At 33.5% G+C, this 23,716-nt stretch carries 21 protein-coding genes and 1 pseudogene; 10 read left to right on the top strand and 12 right to left on the bottom strand.

Translation table 11 applies throughout. The annotated features are described in order from the left end of the window. The first annotated feature begins 113 nt into the window (after nucleotides 1–113). Together BW939_RS10120 and BW939_RS10115 are read left to right on the top strand one after the other, a co-directional pair. Nucleotides 114–977: a DUF4476 domain-containing protein gene (locus BW939_RS10120; protein ID WP_076451922.1), complete on the top strand. Its 864-nt coding sequence runs from the start codon at nucleotides 114–116 to the stop codon at nucleotides 975–977. A 113-nt stretch (nucleotides 978–1,090) separates the two neighbouring features. After that, nucleotides 1,091–1,915: a CvfB family protein gene (locus BW939_RS10115; protein WP_076451921.1), complete on the top strand. Its 825-nt coding sequence runs from the start codon at nucleotides 1,091–1,093 to the stop codon at nucleotides 1,913–1,915. Nucleotides 1,916–1,985: 70 nt separating this feature from the next. On the opposite strand, the gene BW939_RS10110 is transcribed toward BW939_RS10115, so the two are convergent. Next, the gene (locus BW939_RS10110) at nucleotides 1,986–5,252 is read right to left on the bottom strand and encodes a T9SS type B sorting domain-containing protein (RefSeq protein ID WP_076451920.1); all 3,267 of its coding nucleotides are present in this window, start codon (nucleotides 5,250–5,252) and stop codon (nucleotides 1,986–1,988) included. 231 nt (nucleotides 5,253–5,483) lie between these two features. Between BW939_RS10110 and BW939_RS10105 the strand changes: the two genes are divergently transcribed. From BW939_RS10105 to BW939_RS10090, 4 genes are all read left to right on the top strand, one after another. Beyond that, complete coding sequence (locus tag BW939_RS10105; RefSeq protein ID WP_076451919.1) at nucleotides 5,484–6,077, top strand: TetR/AcrR family transcriptional regulator; 594 nt, start codon at nucleotides 5,484–5,486, stop codon at nucleotides 6,075–6,077. Nucleotides 6,078–6,177: 100 nt separating this feature from the next. Further along, a complete protein-coding gene (locus BW939_RS10100; RefSeq protein WP_076451918.1) occupies nucleotides 6,178–7,530 on the top strand; it encodes a TolC family protein in 1,353 nt (450 codons plus the stop codon). A gap of 90 nt (nucleotides 7,531–7,620) precedes the next feature. Beyond that, a complete protein-coding gene (locus BW939_RS10095; RefSeq protein ID WP_076451917.1) occupies nucleotides 7,621–8,682 on the top strand; it encodes an efflux RND transporter periplasmic adaptor subunit in 1,062 nt (353 codons plus the stop codon). A 7-nt stretch (nucleotides 8,683–8,689) separates the two neighbouring features. Continuing rightward, nucleotides 8,690–11,878, top strand: coding sequence for an efflux RND transporter permease subunit (locus BW939_RS10090; protein ID WP_076451916.1), 3,189 nt, complete (start codon nucleotides 8,690–8,692; stop codon nucleotides 11,876–11,878). A 136-nt stretch (nucleotides 11,879–12,014) separates the two neighbouring features. Here BW939_RS10090 and BW939_RS10085 read toward each other — a convergent pair whose 3' ends face one another. The 6 genes from BW939_RS10085 to BW939_RS10060 all read right to left on the bottom strand — a co-directional run bounded on the left by BW939_RS10085 (nucleotide 12,015) and on the right by BW939_RS10060 (nucleotide 16,113). Further along, nucleotides 12,015–12,461: a KTSC domain-containing protein gene (locus tag BW939_RS10085; RefSeq protein ID WP_076451915.1), complete on the bottom strand. Its 447-nt coding sequence runs from the start codon at nucleotides 12,459–12,461 to the stop codon at nucleotides 12,015–12,017. Nucleotides 12,462–13,054: 593 nt separating this feature from the next. Beyond that, the gene (locus BW939_RS10080; RefSeq protein WP_076451914.1) at nucleotides 13,055–13,636 is read right to left on the bottom strand and encodes a hypothetical protein; all 582 of its coding nucleotides are present in this window, start codon (nucleotides 13,634–13,636) and stop codon (nucleotides 13,055–13,057) included. 22 nt (nucleotides 13,637–13,658) lie between these two features. Next, on the bottom strand, nucleotides 13,659–14,240 hold the full coding sequence (nudK, locus tag BW939_RS10075) for a GDP-mannose pyrophosphatase NudK (protein WP_185115887.1): 582 nt from the start codon (nucleotides 14,238–14,240) through the stop codon (nucleotides 13,659–13,661). 19 nt (nucleotides 14,241–14,259) lie between these two features. Beyond that, nucleotides 14,260–15,165 carry a TIGR01777 family oxidoreductase gene (locus BW939_RS10070; RefSeq protein WP_076451912.1) on the bottom strand — a complete coding sequence of 302 codons (906 nt, stop codon included), beginning with the start codon at nucleotides 15,163–15,165 and terminating at the stop codon, nucleotides 14,260–14,262. A 4-nt stretch (nucleotides 15,166–15,169) separates the two neighbouring features. Next, nucleotides 15,170–15,511, bottom strand: coding sequence for a hypothetical protein (locus BW939_RS10065; protein ID WP_076451911.1), 342 nt, complete (start codon nucleotides 15,509–15,511; stop codon nucleotides 15,170–15,172). 5 nt (nucleotides 15,512–15,516) lie between these two features. Continuing rightward, a complete protein-coding gene (locus BW939_RS10060) occupies nucleotides 15,517–16,113 on the bottom strand; it encodes an HPP family protein (protein WP_084566641.1) in 597 nt (198 codons plus the stop codon). 596 nt (nucleotides 16,114–16,709) lie between these two features. On the opposite strand from BW939_RS10060, the gene pnuC reads away from it, so the two are divergent. Together pnuC and BW939_RS10050 are read left to right on the top strand one after the other, a co-directional pair. Further along, on the top strand, nucleotides 16,710–17,306 hold the full coding sequence (gene pnuC / locus BW939_RS10055; protein ID WP_076451909.1) for a nicotinamide riboside transporter PnuC: 597 nt from the start codon (nucleotides 16,710–16,712) through the stop codon (nucleotides 17,304–17,306). After that, nucleotides 17,293–18,333, top strand: coding sequence for an acyl-CoA dehydrogenase family protein (locus BW939_RS10050; RefSeq protein ID WP_076451908.1), 1,041 nt, complete (start codon nucleotides 17,293–17,295; stop codon nucleotides 18,331–18,333). The genes pnuC and BW939_RS10050 overlap by 14 nt, the downstream gene beginning before the upstream one ends. Nucleotides 18,334–18,508: 175 nt before the next feature. Here the strand turns inward: BW939_RS10050 and BW939_RS10045 are convergent, their stop codons facing one another. Together BW939_RS10045 and BW939_RS10040 are read right to left on the bottom strand one after the other, a co-directional pair. Further along, the gene (locus tag BW939_RS10045) at nucleotides 18,509–18,898 is read right to left on the bottom strand and encodes a hypothetical protein (RefSeq protein ID WP_076451907.1); all 390 of its coding nucleotides are present in this window, start codon (nucleotides 18,896–18,898) and stop codon (nucleotides 18,509–18,511) included. A gap of 1 nt (nucleotide 18,899) precedes the next feature. Then, on the bottom strand, nucleotides 18,900–19,208 hold the full coding sequence (locus BW939_RS10040; RefSeq protein WP_228417187.1) for an aminoacyl-tRNA hydrolase: 309 nt from the start codon (nucleotides 19,206–19,208) through the stop codon (nucleotides 18,900–18,902). A 121-nt stretch (nucleotides 19,209–19,329) separates the two neighbouring features. Between BW939_RS10040 and BW939_RS10035 the strand changes: the two genes are divergently transcribed. Together BW939_RS10035 and BW939_RS16235 are read left to right on the top strand one after the other, a co-directional pair. Continuing rightward, complete coding sequence (locus BW939_RS10035; RefSeq protein WP_076451905.1) at nucleotides 19,330–19,524, top strand: hypothetical protein; 195 nt, start codon at nucleotides 19,330–19,332, stop codon at nucleotides 19,522–19,524. A gap of 33 nt (nucleotides 19,525–19,557) precedes the next feature. After that, nucleotides 19,558–19,776 (top strand): annotated as a pseudogene (locus tag BW939_RS16235) (IS91 family transposase); the annotation flags it as partial. A 245-nt stretch (nucleotides 19,777–20,021) separates the two neighbouring features. Here BW939_RS16235 and BW939_RS10025 read toward each other — a convergent pair. The 3 genes from BW939_RS10025 to BW939_RS10010 all read right to left on the bottom strand — a co-directional run bounded on the left by BW939_RS10025 (nucleotide 20,022) and on the right by BW939_RS10010 (nucleotide 23,480). Then, nucleotides 20,022–21,137 (bottom strand): SIR2 family protein, encoded by a 1,116-nt coding sequence (locus BW939_RS10025; protein ID WP_076451904.1) that lies wholly within the window; start codon nucleotides 21,135–21,137, stop codon nucleotides 20,022–20,024. A 242-nt stretch (nucleotides 21,138–21,379) separates the two neighbouring features. Next, nucleotides 21,380–21,991, bottom strand: a complete 612-nt coding sequence (locus tag BW939_RS10020; protein ID WP_076451903.1) for an REP-associated tyrosine transposase — start codon at nucleotides 21,989–21,991, stop codon at nucleotides 21,380–21,382. A 478-nt stretch (nucleotides 21,992–22,469) separates the two neighbouring features. Further along, on the bottom strand, nucleotides 22,470–23,480 hold the full coding sequence (locus tag BW939_RS10010) for a hypothetical protein (RefSeq protein WP_076451902.1): 1,011 nt from the start codon (nucleotides 23,478–23,480) through the stop codon (nucleotides 22,470–22,472). Nucleotides 23,481–23,716 lie beyond the last annotated feature (236 nt).

Raw genomic sequence — 23,716 nt, 5'->3', positions numbered from 1 at the left:
GATTCTATATTTTTAATAAGGTTAAACCCAATTATTATAAATTTTATTTTAATGAAAATTAAACATTTTTGGCATGAAAATAGAGCCCGGATTCACTATAAAATGATATCATTATGAAAAAAATATTTACAGTTTGTGCTATCTTATCAAGCCTATTATTTTTTGCACAAGAAGCAGGAAAAGCCGGTGAGCTTTTAAAAAACGAAGCCTCAAAGAAAGAAATTGAAGCTACAACCAGTAAAAGGGAAAATTCACGAAGTAATAATTCAGGATTCAGAAATCCAAATAATCAGAATAATACAAACAGAAGACCTGCAAACCCGAATTATCAATGGAATTACAATTACGGATATGCTGAGGTTTTCCTGAGAATTCCCGAGCAGGGAAATTTTAGTGTGGAATTGGCAGATCAGCTGATTTCCAACAGCTCAGGTAAATATAGATTCTTTGATTTGCCATCGGGAAGAGTTCCTATTTCAATTTACGAAAACGGTTTCTTGATGTATAGAACAACTTTAAACCTTAGAAACAACGGCAGATTAGTTCTCGATTTTTTCACAAATGAAGGTTTGTATCTTTTAGATTCTTATCCGCTTCAAAATGGCTATTACGGATTTAATGACTGGAATGACATCTGGAATAATCCTTACGGGAATTCACAAAATAATGGCAATATAAATTATCCAAATGTAATGGATAATCAGACTTTTCAAGAATTTAGGTCTACTTTGAAAAAAAATGCATGGTTTGATGATAAAAAAATCACCTTTATTAATCAGCAAAGTCGTCACGCAATGTTTACTTCGGAGCAAATAAGTGTTTTGGTAAAAGATCTGAGTTTTGATAAAAATAAAATTGCTTTGGCTAAATCTTTATTTTCAAAATGTGTAGACAAACAGAAATATTTTGTTGTGGGTGATGCATTAGATTTTGATAGCAGCAGGAGAGATTTGATGGATTTTATATCTAAATATTAAATGATTAGCAATCCAAAAAAAAACAACTCATTAATTATAAAACTCTCCGACTCAAAAAGCCTTAAAACTCTCCAACTTATTTTCATTACCTTTGCATACTAAATTTATCATTAATGCAACTCGGAAGAACCCAGACTTTAAAAATTTCAGAAAAAAACAATTCAGGATGGATGCTTGAATCAGAAACAGGAAAATCTGCTTTCCTGTCTAAAGTTTTTATACGCGAAGAAAAAGAAGTGGGTGACGAAATTGAAGTTTTTGTTTTTCAGGATGACAACAAACTGAAAGCAACTACAGAAATTCCCTTAGCTGAAGTAGGAGAATTTGCTGTGATGAGTTGTGTAGAAAGTCTTCCAACAGGTGCTTTTATGGATTGGGGAATCATCAAAGATCTTTTTATTCCGTACAAGCAGCAGAAAACAAAAATTCTTGAAGCAAAAAGATACCTTGTCTATCTCTACGTTGATGAAGATCTGGATTTAATAACGGGAACCACAAAATTCAAAAGAAATCCTCAATACGAAAATTTACCTTTCCAGAAAGGAGATAAAGTAGATTTAATTATGATGAACGAAAGCGAACTGGGCTGGAATGTTGTCATCAATAAAAAATACATCGGGCTGATTTACGCTTCTGATGTTTTCAAAAAACTATATCCCTTATCAGAAGAAAGTGGTTACATAAAAGAAATCCGGGAAGACGGAAAAATTGATATCTCTTTGCAACCTCAAGGTTTTGAAAATATTGATGAGTTCAAACAAAAAATTATTGATAAACTTGAAGAAAACTTCGGCTTACTTCATCTTTCAGACAAATCTTCTCCAGAAGAAATTAAAGACGAACTGCAAATGAGTAAAAAGAACTTTAAAAAAGCTCTTGGCGGTTTGTACAAGGATAAAATCGTCGAAATAATGGATGATAAAATAAAGTTGGTTTAAAAAATTTATATAAAATAAAAACGGGCGGTCTCAATTGAGGAACCGCCCGTTTTTTTGTCATTTATTTGGATTAATTTCTGTTTTTAATTAAAAGCCATCCGTTGTAATTTCTACCGTCTGAAACTTTGATTATGTACCAATAATTTCCGGTAGGAACCGCAGCTCCCTGAATTTTTCCGTCCCATTTCAAATCAGTTTTGTTGATGATCTGTCTGAAAACCAAAGCTCCTTTTCTGTCGTAAACGCTTACTTCTGAACCTTTATAATTCTGAAGACCTGCAATTTTCCAGGTATCGTTCACGCCGTCTCCGTTGGGGCTGATTGCGTTCGGAATATTGAATATTGAGAATGGTTTTTGTCCGATAAAACAGCCGTCTTTTGTTCTTACATACACAGTATATTCGCCCATTTCCAGCTGAGTAAAAATATTCGAATCCTGCCACGAAATATTATCTAAAGAGTACTCATAATTGCCTGATGTAGAAACTACCACTGTTGTAGTATTACCGGTAATATTTACAGCTGTAATCTGTGCAAGAGTAGAATAACTCAATACAATGCTGTCGGTGTTTTCACATCCAAAACTGTTGGTCACTTTCACAGAGTAAGTTCCTGCCGTTGAAACAGTAATGGTTTGAGTAGTTGCACCCGTATTCCAAATGTAGCTTGTAAAACCGCTGCCGGCATCCAGAATTGCAGATTTTCCTTCGCAGAAATCAAAATCTTCCGGAAGAGTGACGGAAGGTTTAGGATTTAAAACCAATTCAAGAATTACATTTTTAAAACAACCGTCGGATGTTGCTACTTTTACGTTGATAATATTTGAACCAGGATTTAAAATATAAGTTGCAGGATTCAAAATTGGGTTTCCTGCCTGATTTGTGTAAGTAAAAATGTAATTTGCAGGATTCACAATCAGATTAGATTGGTACGAATTGAGGTTGACTATCATTGTATTGGCAGTCGTAACATTACATAACGTCTCTCTGTAATTGTTTGCAGGAACGTTATTCTGAGAAAGCGTAACGGTAATTGCAAGCTTCTCAGATTGACATCCGTTCAGAGTTTGACTCACATAATAAATCTGACCATTAACAAGTGGAGTAGTAAGAGGTAACACATTCCCGGCAGCATCATAAAAAATTAAAGATGTTCCGTTAATGATAAGATTTACCAATGTTGGATTTGCAGATGCACAGAAATCCTGATTTGTATTTGCGGTTGGAAGAGGTGTATTGTTTACGGTAATTTGAATGGCTGTTTTAATACTTTCACAGCCATTAATAGTTTGAGATGCGTAATACGTCTGACCAATAATCAATGGAGTAGTAGCGCTGAGAAGATTTCCTGATGAATCATACCATTTAATATTTTGTCCGGAAATTTGGATGCTTGCTACCGTAGGAAGATCAGATGTGCAGAAAGTTTGCGGTGAGTTAGCTGTGGGGCCAGTATTTTGAAGTGAAAATACTTTGAATGGAGTTTTAGTACTTTCACATTCTTGATTGTATTGTGCAACATAATATTGAACTCCTGGGAGTATGTATGAATAGTTACTTAAAAGATTTCCATTAGCATCATAAAATCTTATATTTTGATTATTGTTTATGTTTAATTGATTAAAAGTCATTTGATTTACATTGCTGCAGAAATAAAAGTCATTAACATTTAAAGCGGTCGGTGATTGTTTTATAATAACCAGAACGGGAAGTCTTTTGGGATTCAGTGGACAAGATTCATCCTGTACAGAAGCATAATAGGTAACATTATTTTGAAGTAATGTATTTGGTGGAAGTGCAATTGTTGAAAATGGGGAATCATACCAAGTAGTATAGGACGTATTAGGTTGAAGATTGCTTATCTTAGGATTCAGCGAAGAGCAAAATGTTTGAGTTTTATTTCCGTCAGGTGTTCCATTATAGCATTTTCCAAATTTTTGGATTAGACCATTAATATCATTATGGTTATATTCGATGTCTTTAATATCTTGGTCGGGGTTGAAATCCTGATGGTCATCAAAATATCCTGCTAACACTATATTTCCTTCAAAATCAATATTTTGGCTATACAATGAGGATGAAAAATCACTTTTATTAAAAATCAACTTACCATCATTTCTATATTTTAAAAAGTACGCCTTTGAATCATTAGAGAGATAACTGTAATTTATACCTAAATTCATCCTGTGAATGGTTTCTTCAGTGTTATCATTACCGTTGGTAACCTTTAGTATATCACCAGTGTCTTTTACCAAAAAGTTTATAGTGTTATCAGTATTTAATTTTATAGATAAGAAGACATATGCTGAATTTCCTTTTACAATTGAATTCCAGTTTAAATTTCCGTTACTATTTATTTTATACACGATCTGACCTCCACCACCTGCTATATTTATAGTTTTATTTGGGAATACTATTGATTGGGGGTCAACGAAGGTGCTTGCTGTGTAGATATTGTTACTGCTGTCAACGTCTATTTTAGAACCTGATGTTCCGAGATGAAAGCTAAAAGATGAAAGCCTCTGAAACCAAAGAAAACCACCATTATTATTAAATTTTACTAAAAAGTAACGGTTTGAGTTACTTCCAGAAGAATAGGTATTATTGTCAATTTTTAAATAGGCTTCATAATTTCCATGTATAATTATGTCATTATTGTTATCAACTTTAATACTTTGAATTGATGGTGTATTGTGTGCATGAAGAGGTCTTGCCCATACAAAACTACCATCCGGATTATTTTTCATGACAAATATACCGTTTGGAGCAGGTAGATTAAATGTAATTGAGGGATCAGGATTAAAATCTGTAAAAAATAAAGGAGCATAACTTGCGTAGTTTCCGCTAGATATTATATTGTTATTGGAATCAATGCTACAGCTTATATTATAGGCATAAACATAGATATTTCCAAATACAAAATTACCATTTGAATCTAATTTAACAATAAAAGAACTGTCTTGATTACTTCCAGTTGGATATATTGTATCAGAATTAGGATTTAATTTTAGATCTGCTCCGTCAGTAATGCCAGCAATAATTAGGTTATCATTATGATCAACAATTAATGAGGATACTCTCGAACTTACTTTTGATTTAATTTCTTTTACCCAAATTACATTTTTATTTTTATCTAATTTGGCAATGACTGCTGTAGATCCTACAAGTGGGGCAGAAGTTTTAGTAATATTTCCGAAAGTTATTGCATTTACACTGGGAAGTAATCCCAAACCATAAGATCCCCCAATATAAATATTGCCTTGAGAATCGGTTGTACTGTATTGTAAAAAATGTTGAGACTGAATGATAGGACCGGTAGTGTGAAAATCCCACAGCAAATTTTGGCTATGCAAATAAATATTGCATAAAAGTAATAGAAAAGGTAATAATTTTTTCAAAGCTAAATAGTTTCCAGCAAGTATAATTAAACAAAGGCTACAAAGAAATTAATAAATCATTAATACGTGATTCTGATACATTAAATGATTATTATCATATTAATAATTTTGTTTAACAACTTTGTCAAAACAAATGATTGATATATATTTGTACAAAATTGTTTAACAAAAATGTCAAAACAAGAAAAGAAAGACCAAACTCAGGAATTAATTAAAGAAACTGCAAAGAATTTATTCTTTGTACAAGGGAAATTTGATGCTACCACACAAGAAATTGCTGATGTAGCGGGTGTTAACAGGACGTTGATCAACTATTATTTCAGATCAAGAGATAATTTGATTCAAATCATTTTTGATGAAGCTCATAGAGTAGAAAAAGAAAAATCTGAATTAATTATGAATTCTGATCTTCCTTTTAAAGAGAAAATTTCAAATTTCATCGATGGTAGTTTACAGACATGTCTCAAATATCCTTATCTGGAAACCTATATAGTTTCTCAAATCAACAAAGGCAGTTGCCACAAAAAAGATGTGGAAGAGAAAGATTTGAAGAAAATGTACAGCGAGATAGAAATAGAAATGGAATTGGGAAATATTGAAAAAATGGCGCCAGTACAATTTGTACTCAACATGATTTCACTTCTCATATTTCCAAGTGCTGTTCGGCCACTATTCTTAGAAAATATGTTGATTGATGAGAAAGAATTTGATCTCTTGATCGCAGATAGAAAAGACATTATTATGAATATTCTTTTTAAAAAATAATTAAGTTAATTTAAAGTATTTGTAAAATTGAATCGTCTTTTATGAGTAAAGAATCACAAAAAATCAAAAAGTATTAAAAAAATAAACGAAGTAATAAATTATGAATAGAAAACTTATAACTGCAAAAAAGCTAAAAATTGGGATAGCTGCAGCATTTATGATTTTCGGCTCTACATCTGCTTTTGCCCAGCAACAAGTGTCTTTGCAAGAAGCCATCAAACAGGCTTTGCAGAATAAAGCAGAAGCCAAAAAAGCAGCTTTACAAATCAAAAAAGCAGAATACAAGATCGCAGAAGCCAGAGCAGGAGCATTACCACAAGTAAGCGCTAATGCAGGATTAACGTATAATCCAATCATTCAAGAGTCTTTATTGGAATTTGGAGGGCAGAGAATTCGTGCACAATTGGGACAACCTTGGAGCTCAAGTGCTGTGGTTACTGTAAACCAAGCAATTTTCGATCAAAGAGTTTTTACAGGTCTCAAAGCCGCGAAATCTACAAGAGAATTTTATGTTTTGAATGCCCAGCTTTCAAACGAACAGATCATAGAAAATGTGGCGACTGCCTATTACCAGGTTTTTGTACAGGAAGAAAATCTTAAAACTTTAAATGTAAGTTACACAAACACCGAAAAGGTAAGAAATGTAATCAAAAGTTTAGTAGAAAACGGTTTGGCAAAAGGTATCGATTTGGATAGAACTAACGTTCAACTAACGAATATCAGTGCCAATAGACAGCAATTGGTAAATGCCGTTGAGCTTTCAAAAAATTCCTTAAAATTCTATATGGGCGTTCCTATCGATACTGCTATTGAACTTGAAGAAAAAAGCATCGAGCCAAAACCTGAATTGATTGCAGGAAATTTAAATTTGGATGAGCGCACAGAAGTAAAAGTTTTGAATAAAAATAGAGAACTCCTTGTCTATAATAAAAAAGCAACCGAAGCTTATTTATATCCTACAGTTGGTTTGCAGGCAAACTACGGTTGGGCTGGGCAAGGTGCTAAGTTCCCTTTAACCAACGGTATCAATAACGGTGTTCTTTGGAGTGATTATTCAGCAATTGGTTTAAATATTAATATTCCGATTTTCACGGGTGGAGCTACAAAATCTAAAATTCAGCAGGCTGAGATTGATATTCTGGATCTTGATCAAGATATTCAAAATACACAATTGAGTTTAAGTTTAGACTACAAAAATTCAATTACCAATATCGAGAATTCTTTAATCAATATTGAAAGCATGAAAAATAATGTAAAGTTGGCTGAAAAAGTGCAAAAAGATACTCAGGCAAACTATCAATACGGTTTAGCAACATTAACGGAAGTTTTAGATTCTGAAAATGCTTTAACGGATGCCAAAAAAAATTACACAACAGCATTATTAGATTACAAACAAGCTGAAATTAAATTAATTAAAGCTAAAGGAGAACTTAATACTTTACAAAACCCATAATAAAATGAAATCGCTATGAACTATAGTACAAAAAAACTTATGAAAATGTGGCGATTGCATTTGACCTTTAAAATTAATAAATAACTTCAAATGAAAAAGACTTTAATATATATCATCGTAGCGGCTGTACTTGTAGGTCTGGCAGCATGGAAAATTGCCGACAACAAAAAGAAGCAGGATACAGAAGTGAAAGAAGTGGCAAAGCAGGTTGACAAAATCAACGTGAATGTAATCACAGTTTCTAGAGAAAATATAGATACAGATTACTCAGCCAACGGAACTTTTATCCCAAAACAAGAATCCAATCAGTCTTCAGAAATCGCGGGACGTATTGTAAGCGTTTTTGTAAAAGAAGGTTCTAGAGTAGGAGCGGGTCAGGTTTTGGCAACCATTAAAAGAGATGCAATTGAAGTAGACGTTACTCAGGCTCAGAACAATTTGCAGAATGCCATTGCAGACAACCAACGTTATGAAAATGCTTTCAAAACCGGAGGTGTTACAAAACAACAGCTCGATAATTCAAGATTACAGTTGAAAAATATGCAGGCTGCTGTAAGAGCGCAAGGTGTGAGAGTAAACGACACAAGCATCAGAGCCGGAATTAGTGGTACCATAAACAAGAAAATGGTAGAGCCAGGTATGGTGGTTGCGCCAGGGACTGCTTTATTTGAAATCGTTAATATCAACAGCTTAAAATTGTCTGTTTTAGTAGACGAAAGCCAAATTGGAAGAATTCAATTGGGTCAGGAAGTTTCAATTAATGTCAATGTTTTACCTGAAGAATCTTTTAGCGGAAGAATTACGTTTATAGCTCCAAAAAGTGATGCATCGCTTAATTTCCCTGTGGAAATTGAAGTTCAGAACAGAGGAAATCTAAAAGCGGGTATGTATGCCACTGCTTTATTCAAAACCAATCACGGTGCCGAAACTCAAAATATGCTAACTGTACCTGCAGAAGCTTTTGCCAACGGAGTGAGCTCAGGGCAAATCTTTATCGTTCAAAATGGTACTGCTAAAATGATCACTGTGAAAACAGGAAAAGTATACGGAGACAAAGTACAAATTATCAGCGGATTGAATGGAGGTGAACAAGTAATCACAAGCGGACAGATCAACCTAGACAATGGGTCAAAAATCAATATCGTAAAGTAATATAAGAATGAAGTTAGCAGAAATATCCATTAAAAGACCGTCCCTCGTTATCGTATTATTTACGATTCTTACGCTGGGAGGTTTGTTAAGTTACTCTATGATGGGGTACGAGTTGATTCCGAAGTTTGAAACCAATATGGTAACAATTTCTACCATTTATCCGGGAGCTTCGCCTGCCGAGGTAGAAACATCTGTGACGCGTAAGATCGAAGATGCTGTAGGTTCTTTAGAAAACGTAAAAAAAGTAGAATCTTCATCTTACGAAAGTTTATCTGTTATTATGGTTCAGCTGAACACGGGTGCAGATGTTAATTATGCTTTGAATGATGCGCAGAGAAAAGTAAACGCTATTTTGGCAGATCTTCCGGAAGATGCAGATCCGCCGTCTTTGCAAAAATTCTCACTGGATGATCTCCCGATTATGACCTTGAGTATCTCTAGTAACAAGCTGAACAACAAAGATCTTTATGATCTTTTGGATAAAAAAATAGAACCCGTCTTTTCTCGTGTAAACGGTGTGGCTCAGGTAGACCTTGTCGGTGGGCAGGAAAGAGAAATTCAGGTGAGTTTAGATGAAAAGAAAATGCAGGGCTATGGTCTTGTGATTGCAGACGTGCAGCAGGCGATTCTTTCATCCAATTTAGATTTCCCAACGGGAGCTTTAAAAACCAGAACTTCAAGATCTACAATCAGACTTTCCGGAAAGTATAGAAATGTACAAGAAATGAATAATCTTGTAATTTCTAATAAAAATGGTGCACAAGTTCGCCTATCGGATATTGCTACCGTTTTTGATACACAGAAAGATATCGAGAAAGTAGCAAGATACAATCAGAATTCTACAATTTTGATGCAGGTGAAGAAACAGTCTGATGCCAATGCTGTATCGGTTTCAGAATTGATTCAGAAAACCATTGGGCAGGTAGAGGGTAATTATAAAGCGCAGGATATCAAAGTTAATATTGTAGATGACACAACAGAGTTTACGCTAGAAGCAGCAGACCACGTGATCTTCGATTTATTCCTTGCGATTATTTTGGTGGCAGTGGTAATGTTATTATTCCTTCACAACATCAGAAATGCATTTATTGTAATGGTTTCTATCCCGATGTCATTGATTGCAACAGTAATTGGAATGTACCTGATGGGCTACACCTTGAACTTGATGAGTTTACTAGGGCTTTCACTCGTTGTAGGGATCCTTGTGGATGATGCAATTGTGGTTTTAGAAAACGTTTACCGCCATATGGAGATGGGAAAAAGCAGAATACGTGCAGCGTACGATGGTGCATCAGAAATAGGATTTACGGTAACAGCAATCACGATGGTAATTGTCGTGGTATTTTTACCAATTGCAATGAGCTCTGGTTTGGTGGCTGATATCTTAGCGCAATTCTGTGTGACGGTTGTTATTGCCACATTGTTCTCATTATTGGCTTCATTTACCATCATTCCTTGGTTATCATCAAGATATGGTAAGTTAGTTCATTTGACGGGTAAAAATCCTTTTGAAAAATTTATCCTTTGGTTTGAAAAGCAATTGGAGAAATTTACACAATGGATCTCCGGAATTCTAGAATGGGCGCTTAAATCCGGATTAAGAAGAATAATGGTGGTGGTAGTGACCTTTATTATTTTGATTTCATCATTTACGTTGGTGTTTTTCGGATTTATCGGAGGAGAATTCTTCCCGAAAATGGATAGAGGTCAGTTTCTGGTTCAGATGGAGTTATCTAAGGATGCTTCTGTAGAAAAAACCAATCAAGTGACTCTTGCAGTAGAAAAATATCTGAGAGAAGATAAAGATGTAGTCGATATGATTACCACAGTTGGCCAGCAGTCATCAGGTTTTGGTGGAGCGCAGGCAACATTGTATCAGTCTGAAATTCAGGTGATTTTAGTTGATAAATCTGAGCGTAATGAAAGTACAGATATCAAATCAGCAAAAATAAAAAGAGCTTTAGAAGAAAAATTCACCGGTGTTGAATTCAAAACAGCACCCATCGGATTAATGGGAGCAGACAATGCACCAATCGAAATGGTTGTAACCGCTCAAGATAATGCAACAGCAAACAAAGAAGCCAACAGAATTCTAGAATTACTGAAAAAAGTACCAGGTTCTGTAGATGCAGAATTATCATCAGATTCTGGGAGTCCAGAAGTACAGGTGAATATCGATAGAGATAAAATGGCTTCTTTAGGTTTAAATCTTTCAAGTATAGGACAAACGATGCAAACTGCATTCAGTGGAAATACAGATGGGAAGTTCAGAGCCGGAGAATATGAGTATGATATCAACATTCGCTTCGGAGATGCCAACAGACAATCAATTGATGATGTAAGAAACTTGATGTTTACCAATCCTTCAGGACAGCAGATAAGACTCAGTCAGTTTGCAGATGTGAAGATGGGATCGGGCCCTAGTTTGCTGGAGCGTAGAGACAAAGCGCCTTCTATAAAGGTAAAATCTAAAGTAGTAGGTCGTCCCGTAGGAGATGTTGCCAACGAGTGGGCTGCTCAGTTTATGGACAACGAGAAAACCAAACCAGCGGGTGTAACTTATATTTGGAGTGGTGATATGGAAAACCAAACGGAAGGTTTCGGTACTTTAGGTATCGCTTTGTTAGCAGCAATCGTATTGGTTTATTTGGTAATGGTTTCATTGTATGACTCGTTTGTGTATCCATTCGTAGTACTGTTCTCTATTCCTTTAGCATTAATCGGGGTAATGGTTATTTTGGCCATCACGGGGAATTCACTAAACATCTTTACGATGTTGGGAATGATTATGTTGATTGGTTTGGTAGCGAAAAACGCAATTATGATTGTAGATTTTGCCAATATGAGAAAAGCAGCAGGTGCAAGTACGCACGATGCCTTGATCCAAGCCAACCACGCACGTCTTCGTCCGATTTTGATGACGACTATTGCAATGATCTTTGGTATGATCCCGATTGCAATTGCAAAAGGAGCAGGAGCCGAGATGAACAACGGTTTGGCTTGGGTAATCATCGGTGGTTTGACATCTTCATTATTCTTAACCTTGATTATCGTACCAGTAGTTTATTCATTGTTTGATTCATTACTAAGAAGAATGGGCAAAGGTAAACCTGTAGATTACGACGCCGAAATGGTAGCAGAGTATGAGCATAAAGAACTAAGTGAAGATGGCTATACGCCAAAACACGTAGATTAATATAACAACCTTAATTAACCTAAAAGCGCATCAATTCTATTGGTGCGCTTTTTTTAGTTTCATTAGCATTATAAAAACAAAAAAAAGCTTCCAGAAAAAAATTCTGAAAGCCTTTAATATATTTTAAAACAAGAAATTAATCTGCCATTACTTCACCAGACTTTCTGAAAATAAAATTTCCATAGATATGTCTTCTTGCAAAACGGCTAGGAGAATCAGCATTCACCATTTTGATATACGTATTTCTTGGAACTCCAATGTATTCAAACATTTTTCCGTTCAGGTGCTGAACTTTCAAAATCGATTTTTCAAGATAAAAATCCTGAATATTAGATTTTGTAATCGTCTCCGTATATTCTTCTTTGTATTTTTCTTGTGTTTCCGGATTGATGCTTACCAAAAAGTGATAGGCTTCAATCACAGATTTGCTTTTTTCTTCTGCTGCCAGTTTCCCTTCTTCGTCATTCACAAATTTATCAGGATGCGTATCCTTCATTGTATTCCTGTAAATGTTTTTAAGATCTTTTAGGGTTGCTGTCTTATCAACGCCAAGAAGTTTTCTGTGTTCGCCTATTCTTTTCATATAAAGATATTTATCAATTTTTTAAAGTCGTCCCGAATAGTCGGGAAAGATAATGTAATCGCTAAACCACTCTGTGCTTCATTACAAAATTTGCAATAGCGATTTCATTATTGTATAATCATTTTTACGGGATGCAAAATTAGTCTTTTTAATTGAAAGAAGCGTAAGTAATTCATTATTAATTTATTTGGTAACGAAAAATTATTTAAAATATAATCTAAAGCTTTACAATAGGTAAAAAAAAAGATTCATTTTCATAAAGATAAAAATGAGGCTTCAATTTTAGGCTGGTAGAAGATCTAACCTTATAGAAAATGTTTTTGGCTTCTTTATTAAGTTTTAATTAGATACTCAGCAGGCCAAATTGCCTCTTTCTATATTGAAAATGGGAACAATATAAAATTCTTTATTTACCATCGGAATGAATTATGCATTCTCACAAATAGTGGATAATAAATTAAATAGAAAACCTCAATCCAGGATTTATGTTGTTTTTTTGTATGCTAATTCTGAGATTCCAAAAACTGTTTTGTAGAAAAAGCTGAGATGAAGAAATTTGATTGAGATGATTTTTAATAGGAGCAGGTGCAGTATTATTCATACCATTCCTGCTCAAAAAACGTCAGCTTTGCACCATTCACAAAATCTTCTAGATTTGTTTTGGCTGTTGCTTTTTCGTTGGTCAATTCAAAAAAATAGATTACAGAATTGGGTAGATTATTGTTTTTTGAAATTACCTTAAATCTTTTTACCTGAATATTATTTTTAAAATATTGCAAATCTTGTAGCTGACTCAATTTTAAGCTTACAATATCAAATGAAGATTTCCAGTCTTTTTGAATTTTCATAAACCTCTTTTGGGTACGGTCTGTGGTTTCTTTTTTGTACTTTTCTGCCTGATATTCTGAAATCAGCTGAGGATAAATTAACCCGTTTTTCAGAATGGTTTGAATGATTTTTTCGGCAGTATCAAATGTTATCGTTCTTTTGTCAAAACTCACGTTGTTATTGTTAACGATAATTGTTCCGTTAAATTTTTTATAGTTTTGTTTTTTATAATTTTTTTCAAAATGTTCGATGATTTTTTTGTCTTTAGGGCTTATAGCTTGATTTTTTTGAGCCCAAGCAAATACCGAAAAAATTAAACAAAATATCATCAAAAAACGAATTTTCATAATCAGTGATTTTAATTGAAATTTAAACTAAATTTTTAATAAGCAGATGCTGAAGTAGCATGATTGTTTTCGCATCTTTAATCTCTCCAGAAACAATCATTTCAATAGCTTTTTCGAAGTTAATTTCCAATACTTCAATGTTTTCTCCCTCTTCTTTAAGACCGCCGCCCTCATTTACTTTCATATCATCTGCATATTCGGCGATATAAAAATGGAGAAGTTCCGTTACAGATCCCGGAGACATATACGCTTCAAATATTTTTTCAAGTTTCGAAATTTTATAACCGGTTTCTTCCTCAGTTTCTCTTTTTATACAGTCTTCAGGATTATCGTTATCCAAAACTCCTGCACAAGCTTCAATCAAAAATCCTGTAGAGTTTCCGTTAATGTAAGTGGGAAGCCGAAATTGTCTCGTCAAAATTACATTTTTAGAATTGATATTGTACAATAAAATTGCGGCTCCGTTTCCTCTGTCATAAGCTTCCCGTATTTGTACTTCAGTTTCTCCGTTGTCTTTTATAATCTGGAAAGTTACTTTTTTTAAAGTGTACCAATTATTAGATAAAATCTCTGTATTTTCAATATTTATAGTATGCTCCGGCATTATATATTTTTCAGCTTTTTTATTTTCTAAACAAATTTTTCAGGGCATTTTCCAAATCAGGAAATTTAAATTCAAATCCAGCTTTTCTTATTTTTTCTGATGATGCTCTAGAGCCTTCCAAAAGTGCAACTGATAATTCTCCAAATAGAAGTTTTAAAATAAACCCTGGAATATTTGGCATAAATAAAGGTTTTTTTAAAACTTTGGCAATTGTTTTTGTAAAATAATGATTGTTGCTATGTTCTGGAGCTGTAGCGTTGAAAGCTCCTTCAACTGATTCGTTTTTTAATGCAAATTCATAAATTCTGCAGATGTCATCAATGTGAATCCAGGGCATGTATTGTTTTCCAGTTCCTATGGGCGATCCTATTCCTAATTTTATTGGTGTAGACATTTTCGGAAGTGCACCTTCATTTTCGGTAAGCACAACTGCTGTTCTTATTTTTACAACTCTTTCCGCAACATTATTTTCTTTAAATTGATCGGCAGATTTTTCCCACAAAACCACAACTTTACTTAAAAAATCATTTCCAGAAGGATCGTTCTCAGTGAAAATATGCTCTGTAGTTTCGGTTCCGTAATAATTGATTCCAGAAGCCGAAATAAATGTTTTTAGCCTGATGTTTTTCTTCTTTAAAGTTTTTAAAAGAAGTTGCGCAGAATCTGTACGGCTTTTGATGATTTCTTGTTTACGCTCGGCAGTCCATCTTTTTTCGGCAATATTGGCTCCAGCGAGATGAATAATATGCGAGACATTATTAAAAGCATTTTCATCAATGGTTTTATTTTTCAAATCCCATTCAAAATCGTTTATATTTTTCTTTTTTCGGGTAAGAAACCGTATTTCAAAATCTGGTTGTAATCTTTCAGACAGTTTTCGGGCGATACTTCCGCCGGCTCCGGTAATGAGAATTGTTTCTTTCATTTAATTATAAGTTTTTTACAATCAATACAAAATCTTCTTCTAAAATTTTGTAGCCTTGATCATAAATAAATTTGTATTCTGAACCGTTTTTATACACTTTCAGATTAGTAAAATAATTAAAATCAAATCCCAAGCCATCAAGTTTAGCTTTGGTAATTTTTGTTTTGCCCTCAATATTTATTGTGTTCAAAATCTTGTAGTTTCTTCTTAGTTTATTATTTACATTCCGCATCAAATTGCTGGAATCTTTATTTTGTTTATTATTAAAAGCGTTTCTGCAGGCATCGTTACAGAATTTTTTGTCGGATCTGCCAATGATTTTTTCACCGCATTCAATACATTCCATAATAATTAATTTTTCAATGGGTGTCTGTGTTTTTTATCTGAGATTCTTCTTCGTTTTGCACTGTTTGGGTAGCTTCTGTTCTTTGTCATATTATTAAAAAGCAAAGCAACGAGAAGTAAAATAATACAACCGGATAAAACCGGAGACAAAACATACCAATATCCTAAATCTGCAATTTTCCCAGGAGAACTTACTGCAATTAAAGCTGTTGCGCCACCTGGAGGATGAAGCGTTTTTGTATATTGCATTAAAACTATTGAAAGTGCTACTGCTAGAGGTGCACTAAGCCATATTATATCCGGAAATATCTGATAAATTGTGACTCCAACCAAAGCCGAAAGTACATGGCCGCCCACAAGATTTCTCGGTTGTGCTAACGGACTTTGAATGGCTCCATAAATCAAAACACTTGAGGCGCCAAATGAGCCAATCAGAAATATATTTTCTTGTTCTAAAAGATATTTCGACTGCAAGAAAGCAATAACTCCAATTCCGAAAAATGCCCCCAGAAAAGACCAAAAATGCTCTTTGTAATCTACAAGTGTTTCTTTGTAGATTACATATTTAGATACACGATAGGTTCTTCTTAAAGTCTTCTTCACAATTTTCTGATATTAAAATTTAAATATACAAAATATCCGTTTGAAAACGATTTTGAATTAACTGTAAGAGATACAAAAGAAAAAGATACACATAGGGAATGTAAAATTTTACAGAATTGGAACTCCTTTGTTAATCTGATACTTGCTTTTCTAAATCTGAAATTACAGAAAAATATTTTGCGGCTTAGAGCCTATTTAAAAAATATTTGATTGTACGTTATTCATCATAATACCCATTTTTAGCTTAAAGAATACAAAGGGTTCTCCATTATAACGGATTGCGGACAATCAGAAAAAAAAATAAAGTTTTTATTGTTTTCTCATCCCTAAAGAGTGGAAAAATGTGTGAAAATTTCATCCAAATTATACTTTTAGGGGGAAATTAATAAATTTTGGTGAAAATTTAAACAGGCTCTTAATAAAATGAATTTAATTTTTTATTTCAGAAAAAAAACATCAAATTTGTGGCATCAATGGGGTGCTGCAAGATGGCGGCTGAGATGATACCCAGGAAATTTTTCCACACCTGATTCGGATAATGCCGACGTAGGGATTTTATGATTTGTCATCTCATCATTTAATTTATTAAAGTTAATTTGATGCACGAAATTTTACTTAAGACAACCTTGCCGGAATGGTTTGGAGTCTTCTTTTCAGTTTTTCAGGTTTTATTGGCCAAAAAAAACAATCCCAATAATTATCTTTTCGGTATTGCCGGTATTTCACTCACACTGTTTGTAATGATTCAATCTAAACTGTATGCAGAGTTTACGCTCAACTTGTACTATTTGGTGATGAGCATTTACGGCTGGCTCTACTGGAAATTCGGAAAACGAAAATCTGAAACGGCGATTTCTGAAACAACGAATCAGGAAAAAGTAATTACAGCAGGAATCGTGATGGGAACTTTTATCCTTTTCTGGCTTTTTCTTACAAATTTTACCGATTCTGATGTTCCTATTTTAGATTCATTGGTTAGTGCTTTTGCTTGGGCCGGAATGTGGCTAATGGCGAGAAGAAAAATAGAAAACTGGCTTTTGCTTAATATCAGTAATATCATTGCAATCCCGTTATTGATTCACAAAGACCTGTATTTATATGCAGTTTTGACGATTTTCTTATTCATCGTTGCTATCTTCGGATATTTGGAGTGGCGCAAAATTATTAAAAAAAGAGAAAATGCTTTCGCATAAAGACATCAGAAATGAAATGCTGGGAGCTTCTGAAGTTTCCCCAAAAATAATGAGTGCTATTCATGAGCAACGTTTGCTTCAGATTTGGGTTCCCAAACAATACGGTGGATTGGGATTTCGTTTAAATGAAGGTTTAAAATTACTTTTTGAATGGGCAAAAATTGATGGGAGTTTGGGTTGGATGCTTACTTTATGTTCGGGCGCCAATTTTTTCTCTAGAAATTTAAAACCAAATGTTGCCTCAACACTTTTCGCTAACCCAAATACTTGCTTTGGAGGAAGTGGAATGATTGGCGGAAATGCAGAGAAACAAAACGACGGATCTTACATTATCAACGGGCTTTGGCATTTCGCAACAGGAACGCCACATTTGAGTCATTTTACACTGAATGCAAAACTGACTGACAATGGGAATCCTTTGCTGGATGAATCGGGTACTGAAATCATTCGGTCATTTGTAATTCTTAAAGATCAGGTAGAAATTATTCCCAATTGGAAATCCATGGGTATGAAAGCTACGGGAACGTATTCTTTTAAAGTAAACAATGCAAAAGTTTCGGAAGATTACAGTTTTGTTTACGATGAATTTTTCACGAATGATGTTTTAGATAAAATACCATTCCGGATTTTTGCAGACTTTACTTTGCTAGTAAACTATCTTGGGATGGCGGCGCATTTTTCTGAGGAAGCAATTAAAATTCGGCCACATTTAAATTTAAGCTTATTCAATCAAAACATAGAAAAGCAAAAAGAAAAATTGATGTGTTTTGCCAATGAAATAGAAGTTTTACTGAATGATTTCGAATTAATAAGTTCTGAAAAACAGGCTGAAATCCACAGCTTATCAACCGTTTTGGTAGAAAACTTATCTCATCAGATTTTGGAAATTTATTTCCAGTTAGGACTAAAAGCCACTCATATAGATTCTGAAATATATCAAATTTTTTGTGATTATTTTACGGCTACTCAGCATTCCAATTTTAGGAATGAGTTTAATGAGCATAATTTTTTTCGTTTATCTAAATAAGTATTGTTGCTATATAATGGTGCAGCACTGTCGAAAAACTACCGAACTTTTCGTTCAACGGAATGTATCTCTTTTTTTAGTGGAATCGGTGATTGTAAATCATTTCCCTTTGGCAAACTTACAAGGTTTTTTGTCTTTCATACAAACGAAAGCTTAGCTGGTAAGTTGAGTATTTTTAACGGCTCAAATGTTCTAAAATTTGTACTATCTCTATTATATAGTTTATTTCTATATTCAATTCTTTACTTTCATCGCTTCTAATTTCTGTTGCATTTTCATTTTCATTGTATCTTATGATAAGTTTAGATCCGTTTATTTCCCAATAATAGTCATTGTCAATCTTCTCATATAGTTGCTTTGTATAAGGTTTTCTTTCATAGTTAGGATTTTCCCAAATCTGTTCTGCAATTGTAGTTAATAATTGAATAATTTCATCATTGTCTGCTCTTGTCAGTAAACAACTTTCTCCATTTTCATAGTCAAGTTGTAGCATTATTAAATCGCCATTTTTTCGAACAGAAATAGTTCCTTTTTTAACAAGCCAGTTGTATACTTTATTTTCCATTTTATATATTTTGTGGTGTCCACATTTTTAGGAATTTAAATTTTTTTGGAAATTCTGCTCTTGGGCAAAATGCTAAACTAACCTCTTTGCTTTCAAGAGAAGATTCTGTTAACACCACAAAATCTAGTTCGCTTTTAAATTGGTCAAATTCAATCTCATTTACAATGCAAACTACTTTTTTAAATGTTTCATTAATCCATTTAATCATATTCTCATGCTCCTCAAATTTTTTGTAACAAGCTAAAGCTGCGTGTGCCGTAATTACAGGAACTAGTTTATCTGGAATACTGTCTTTTACGATAATGTACATTTTCATACGGAGTCTCCTTATTATTGTGTCTAACGTCAGTCTGTGAAAAAACCTCCGTTTATTTTAATCAAAAATAGGTAAATAATTTCAATAATTCGAGAGTGATTTTGTATATTTAAAGATGCAACACATCGCTGGGATTGCCCGCGATCAAATGGTTTTTACGAGTTTAGAAGATTCGATTTCTGGAGAAAATCCGGTTCGCTTTATTGATGTTTTTGTGGAGAATATCGATTTGAAAGCGTTGGGTTTTGAACTTCGAACTCCGAAAACGGAAGGACGACCGAATTCAAGGAAAAAGATATTTCTCATTTAGTCTTGCTATTTCAACAAAAAATATTTCATCGAATTTTTCCATTACGGGATTTTAAGCAGTTCATGGAAACGGGGCAAACTTCAGGATTTACAAACCACTTTAAAAATCCAAATTCCGGAGGTAAAACCCAAAACTTTGCTTAAAAAATGCCGGTGTTGCAAGGAAGGAAACCTCGTGACCATCGCACTTTTCGGACAGCGAGGACCGCCAGAGGATTTTCTTTTCGTAACCCCAACTTCATCTGCAAAATAACCATTGTGGGTAAGGGAAATTGTGTTCTGCCACAAAGAAAAACCGCAGAAATCCGCTTCTAACGGCTACTAAACGCCACAAAAAAAAGCAGTCCTTCTAAAAACTGCTTTGTATATCAAAATTCTAAAAACGACAACTCCATAAGATTACCAAGTGGGGAGGAAAAGCCACCGAAGGTTCCGTTCAACGGGCTTTCATTGTTGGCTTTTCAAGCCCAACGAAAGCTTAGTTATTGGTGGCTGGCTTTATTCTTTTAGTATTTGTTCTATATATTTTGAAGTTCCGTCTTTAAAATCAGTGATGTTTCTTCCAAAGAATTGTTTGTAATTGTTTATTAAGTCTTCGTATACTTTCGGGTTATTATTATCTTTGAAATTTACTACTTCAATTTCTGTATCTACGTCAACCATTCTTGATAATAACTGTCTCATTTCAAAGTCGGCTTGAGGTAATGAATAGCCAATAAATACTATTTTTTTAGCCTCAGAAAGTTCTATTCCTGCATTCTGCCAAATAATTTTATATTGTGGATTAGATAAGTCTTTCAAGAATGTTGGCATTATGATATTTGCAACAAGATTATGTGATTTTTGTTTTCCAAAATTTCCGTCACAATGCCTACAAGTTGGATGTGCAATATTTGCATACGGGTTCATTGCAATTTTCTCATTAAACTTCACATAAATTCTCTGGCACTTAGGACATTGTAACCAATTTAAAGAGCCGTGAAGTTTTAAAAGTTTTACATTAAATCCACCTTTGCCTAATATTTCAAGTCCTGGCTTTACCGTATCATCAAATTCGTCATATGAACTTATGTAACAACAATAATCAACAACTCCTAAATCATTTTGATTTCTGATTTTGTTATAAAGTGAATTGTCTAATAGAATGTCCCAATTTGTACTGATAATTGAAACTGGGTCAATTGTTCGATATTTTCCTTGTCTAACTTTTGATGCGTCAACTACATATTTAGCAAAGTCATCAATATATTTTTTATCCGAATTTTCTAATAAAAATTGAAGGGTTAAACCGATAAGTTCAAATATTAATTTCCTTTTTTGGACAACTTCTTGAACACTTAAATTTCTAAAAGATACATTGTTAGCAATACAACTATCTAATGGTGTAAATATATCTTCGAGGGGAATTGTTTCTTGTAATTCTGATGGAATACAAAGTGTATTATTTAAAAATTCAACAAATTCTGCAATTCTATTTTCTTTGAAAACTTCAGGATTAGTACTATGTACTTCAAATATTTTCTGAACTAATTTTTCTTGTGAAGGTGCTTTGGCTTCAACTGAAAATCCTGCACCAATTATGAATACTGTTTTAGTTTTTATTCTCTTTGTCATTTTTTTTTACGATGTGTCTGTTAAGCTTGCCACCAACGTCAGTCTGTGAAAAAACCTCCGTTTATTTTAATCAAAAATAGGTAAAAAATTTCAATAATTTGGGAAGAAATTCGTATATTTAAAGATGCAACATATTACTGGGATTGCCCGCAATCAAATGGTTTTTACGAGTTTAGAAGAGTCGATTTTTGAAGATAATCCGGTTCCCCCGCTGCGCAAAGTCTCCTGACTTTGCGCTAAAATTATTCCTCCTTATCATAATTACCATACTTCCAAAACTCATTGGTTTTTGTCACATCTATGATTGGGTTATCAGCTAATTCTATCTCAAATAATCCCTTTCCGTTTACGTAATTGCTTGCGGAAGAATAAAGATAATCCTGCGCTTTTTCTACAATTCCGGCTCTTATAGGATTTAGATGAATATAATTAAGTTTATCCCAAAGGAAATGCAAAGTATAAATTTCTTCGGCATGATTGCCATATTGCCAAAACTGGTAATTCTTATTTCTGGTATGCGTTTCGGTTGCTTTTGCAAATCGTTCCAACATCCACTCTCGTCTGCTTTCAGGATTTTGTTTTATGGCATCTAAAATACTCTTTGCTGTGAATTTTTTAAAATCTCTAATCAAATCTGAAAGTTTACCCTCTTTCGATTGCAAAATAATATGAATATGATTACTCATAATCACAAAACCATACACCAGCATTCCTTTATTTTCAATACAATACCGAAAGCAATCGATCACTAGATCCCGATAGATTTTCCGTGAAAAAACGTCGATCCAATCTACAACAGTGCAGGTAACGAAATGTATTTTTTCCTGATCTCTAATAACGTAACCTTCTTTCATCTTAATGCTTTTACCAAATATATAAATTTATTCAGACATCAGTTTTATATCGCTCGAGGTGACAAGATTTGTTATGTTGATTGCTCAAAGTCAGGAGACTTTGCGCAGCGGGAGAAGAAATTTGTATATTTAATGATGCAACACATCATTGGAATTGCCCGCAATCAAATGGTTTTTAAGAGTTTAAAAGATTCTATTTCTGGAGATAATCCGGTTCGCTTTATCGATGCTTTTGTGGAAAAGTAGCACAAGTGTTTTTGGGCAAAACGGTCGAATAAACTACAGAAGATAAGAGATGCTACCAAACGCCACAAAAAAAAGCAGTTCTTCTAAAAACTGCTTTGTATATCAAAATTCTAAAAACGACAACTCCATAAGGTTACCAAGTGGGGAGGAAAAGCCACCGGAGGTTCCGTTCAACGGGCTTTCATTGTTGGCTTTTCAAGCCCAACGAAAGCTTAGTTATTATCTGTAGTTTTTATTCTTTAATGTTCAATAATTTAGTTAAATAAGAAAATGTAAAGTTATACATCTCTTCTTGTGAAAGTGAATTTAGTTTTTCTTGACTTTGATTAGCAACAGATTTAATGTATTTTTCTTTTTGGTAAGAAGGAGCTTTTGTGCCAAATAATCTTATCCAAATTTCATCAAAGTAATTTTCGAAATTGATTATTGTTTGCTTAACTTTTTCATTTGTGATTAAGTTGCTAAGAAATGCTTTTCTTTCATCATTTTGAAAAATATTGAAAATAAATTCTTCTTCATTGATATTAATAAAGTCATTGTAGTTATCATTATTTAAACCATATAGTTCTAAATGTTTTATGTTCTCATTTCTATCATAACATTGAACAATAAAATCATTCATAAAAATAATAAATGGATTTTTGTCACTTGTGTATCCTACATAATTCTCTGTGTAATTCTCTTGTCCACCTGTCGTTTGCAAATAAGTAACAGAAAGTGGAATTGTATAATCTTCAATATTTTCAAATAATATTTTACGAAGTTTGTCAACAAAGTCTTTAGGTAAGTCAAATACTTCTTCGCATATTGTACTTCTAAAGATTTGAAGATAGAAAAAATTTCTACAAATTAAATTATCGCTGATTGAAATGGAATTTAGATTTGTTAAATCATCCTGTCTGAATTTTGGCAACACTTTCTCTATAAATTTAGTCTCAATATCTGTGAATTTTCTCTCACAATCACTACAAAAAATATAATCAACAGAAAATGGAATTCGTTTTGCGTTTTCTATTTCTTCATCAGTTGGTTTTCTTCCAATGGCATTTTCAATTGTATGCTCATCTAATCGCTGGAAATTAAATTCAATAAATGGATTTTTACTATTAATCGCAAAATATAATCCTTTTTCTCTATTGTTTGACCCTTCAATATTTAAACAACTCCTTATAATTGCATCAGTTAAATAATGAGTGTTTTTTTTATTTGCGTCATTTATTTGACAAAATTTACAAATGCTCATTTTGGATTGTGTTTGGTTAAAATTACAGATAACGGCAGTCTGTGAAAAAACCTCCGTTTATTTTAATCAAAAATAGGTAAATAATTTCAATAATTCGAGAGTGATTTTGTATATTTAAAGATGCAACACATCGCTGGGATTGCCCGCAATCAAATGGTTTTTACGAGTTTAGAAGATTCGATTTTTGAAGATAATCCGGTTCGCTTTATTGATGCTTTTGTGGAGAATATCGATTT

The organism is Chryseobacterium piscicola (assembly GCF_900156685.1).
Taxonomy (GTDB): domain Bacteria; phylum Bacteroidota; class Bacteroidia; order Flavobacteriales; family Weeksellaceae; genus Chryseobacterium; species Chryseobacterium piscicola.
This window is presented reverse-complemented; position numbering and strand designations above follow the sequence as displayed.

Excerpts from the sequence above, each read along its gene's own strand:
- BW939_RS10115 (WP_076451921.1), top strand. The coding sequence starts at position 1,091 with ATGCAACTCGGAAGAACCCAGACTTTAAAAATTTCAGAAAAAAACAAT.
- BW939_RS10095 (WP_076451917.1), top strand. The coding sequence starts at position 7,621 with ATGAAAAAGACTTTAATATATATCATCGTAGCGGCTGTACTTGTAGGT.
- BW939_RS10020 (WP_076451903.1), bottom strand. The coding sequence starts at position 21,991 with ATGAAAGAAGGTTACGTTATTAGAGATCAGGAAAAAATACATTTCGTT.
- BW939_RS10010 (WP_076451902.1), bottom strand. The coding sequence starts at position 23,480 with ATGAGCATTTGTAAATTTTGTCAAATAAATGACGCAAATAAAAAAAAC.
- BW939_RS10050 (WP_076451908.1), top strand. The coding sequence starts at position 17,293 with ATGCTTTCGCATAAAGACATCAGAAATGAAATGCTGGGAGCTTCTGAA.
- BW939_RS10025 (WP_076451904.1), bottom strand. The coding sequence starts at position 21,137 with ATGACAAAGAGAATAAAAACTAAAACAGTATTCATAATTGGTGCAGGA.
- BW939_RS10040 (WP_228417187.1), bottom strand. The coding sequence starts at position 19,208 with ATGTACATTATCGTAAAAGACAGTATTCCAGATAAACTAGTTCCTGTA.
- BW939_RS10090 (WP_076451916.1), top strand. The coding sequence starts at position 8,690 with ATGAAGTTAGCAGAAATATCCATTAAAAGACCGTCCCTCGTTATCGTA.
- BW939_RS10100 (WP_076451918.1), top strand. The coding sequence starts at position 6,178 with ATGAATAGAAAACTTATAACTGCAAAAAAGCTAAAAATTGGGATAGCT.
- BW939_RS10105 (WP_076451919.1), top strand. The coding sequence starts at position 5,484 with ATGTCAAAACAAGAAAAGAAAGACCAAACTCAGGAATTAATTAAAGAA.
- BW939_RS10065 (WP_076451911.1), bottom strand. The coding sequence starts at position 15,511 with ATGGAATGTATTGAATGCGGTGAAAAAATCATTGGCAGATCCGACAAA.
- BW939_RS10120 (WP_076451922.1), top strand. The coding sequence starts at position 114 with ATGAAAAAAATATTTACAGTTTGTGCTATCTTATCAAGCCTATTATTT.
- BW939_RS10035 (WP_076451905.1), top strand. The coding sequence starts at position 19,330 with ATGCAACACATCGCTGGGATTGCCCGCGATCAAATGGTTTTTACGAGT.
- BW939_RS10080 (WP_076451914.1), bottom strand. The coding sequence starts at position 13,636 with ATGAAAATTCGTTTTTTGATGATATTTTGTTTAATTTTTTCGGTATTT.
- BW939_RS10045 (WP_076451907.1), bottom strand. The coding sequence starts at position 18,898 with ATGGAAAATAAAGTATACAACTGGCTTGTTAAAAAAGGAACTATTTCT.
- BW939_RS10085 (WP_076451915.1), bottom strand. The coding sequence starts at position 12,461 with ATGAAAAGAATAGGCGAACACAGAAAACTTCTTGGCGTTGATAAGACA.
- BW939_RS10070 (WP_076451912.1), bottom strand. The coding sequence starts at position 15,165 with ATGAAAGAAACAATTCTCATTACCGGAGCCGGCGGAAGTATCGCCCGA.
- nudK (WP_185115887.1), bottom strand. The coding sequence starts at position 14,240 with ATGCCGGAGCATACTATAAATATTGAAAATACAGAGATTTTATCTAAT.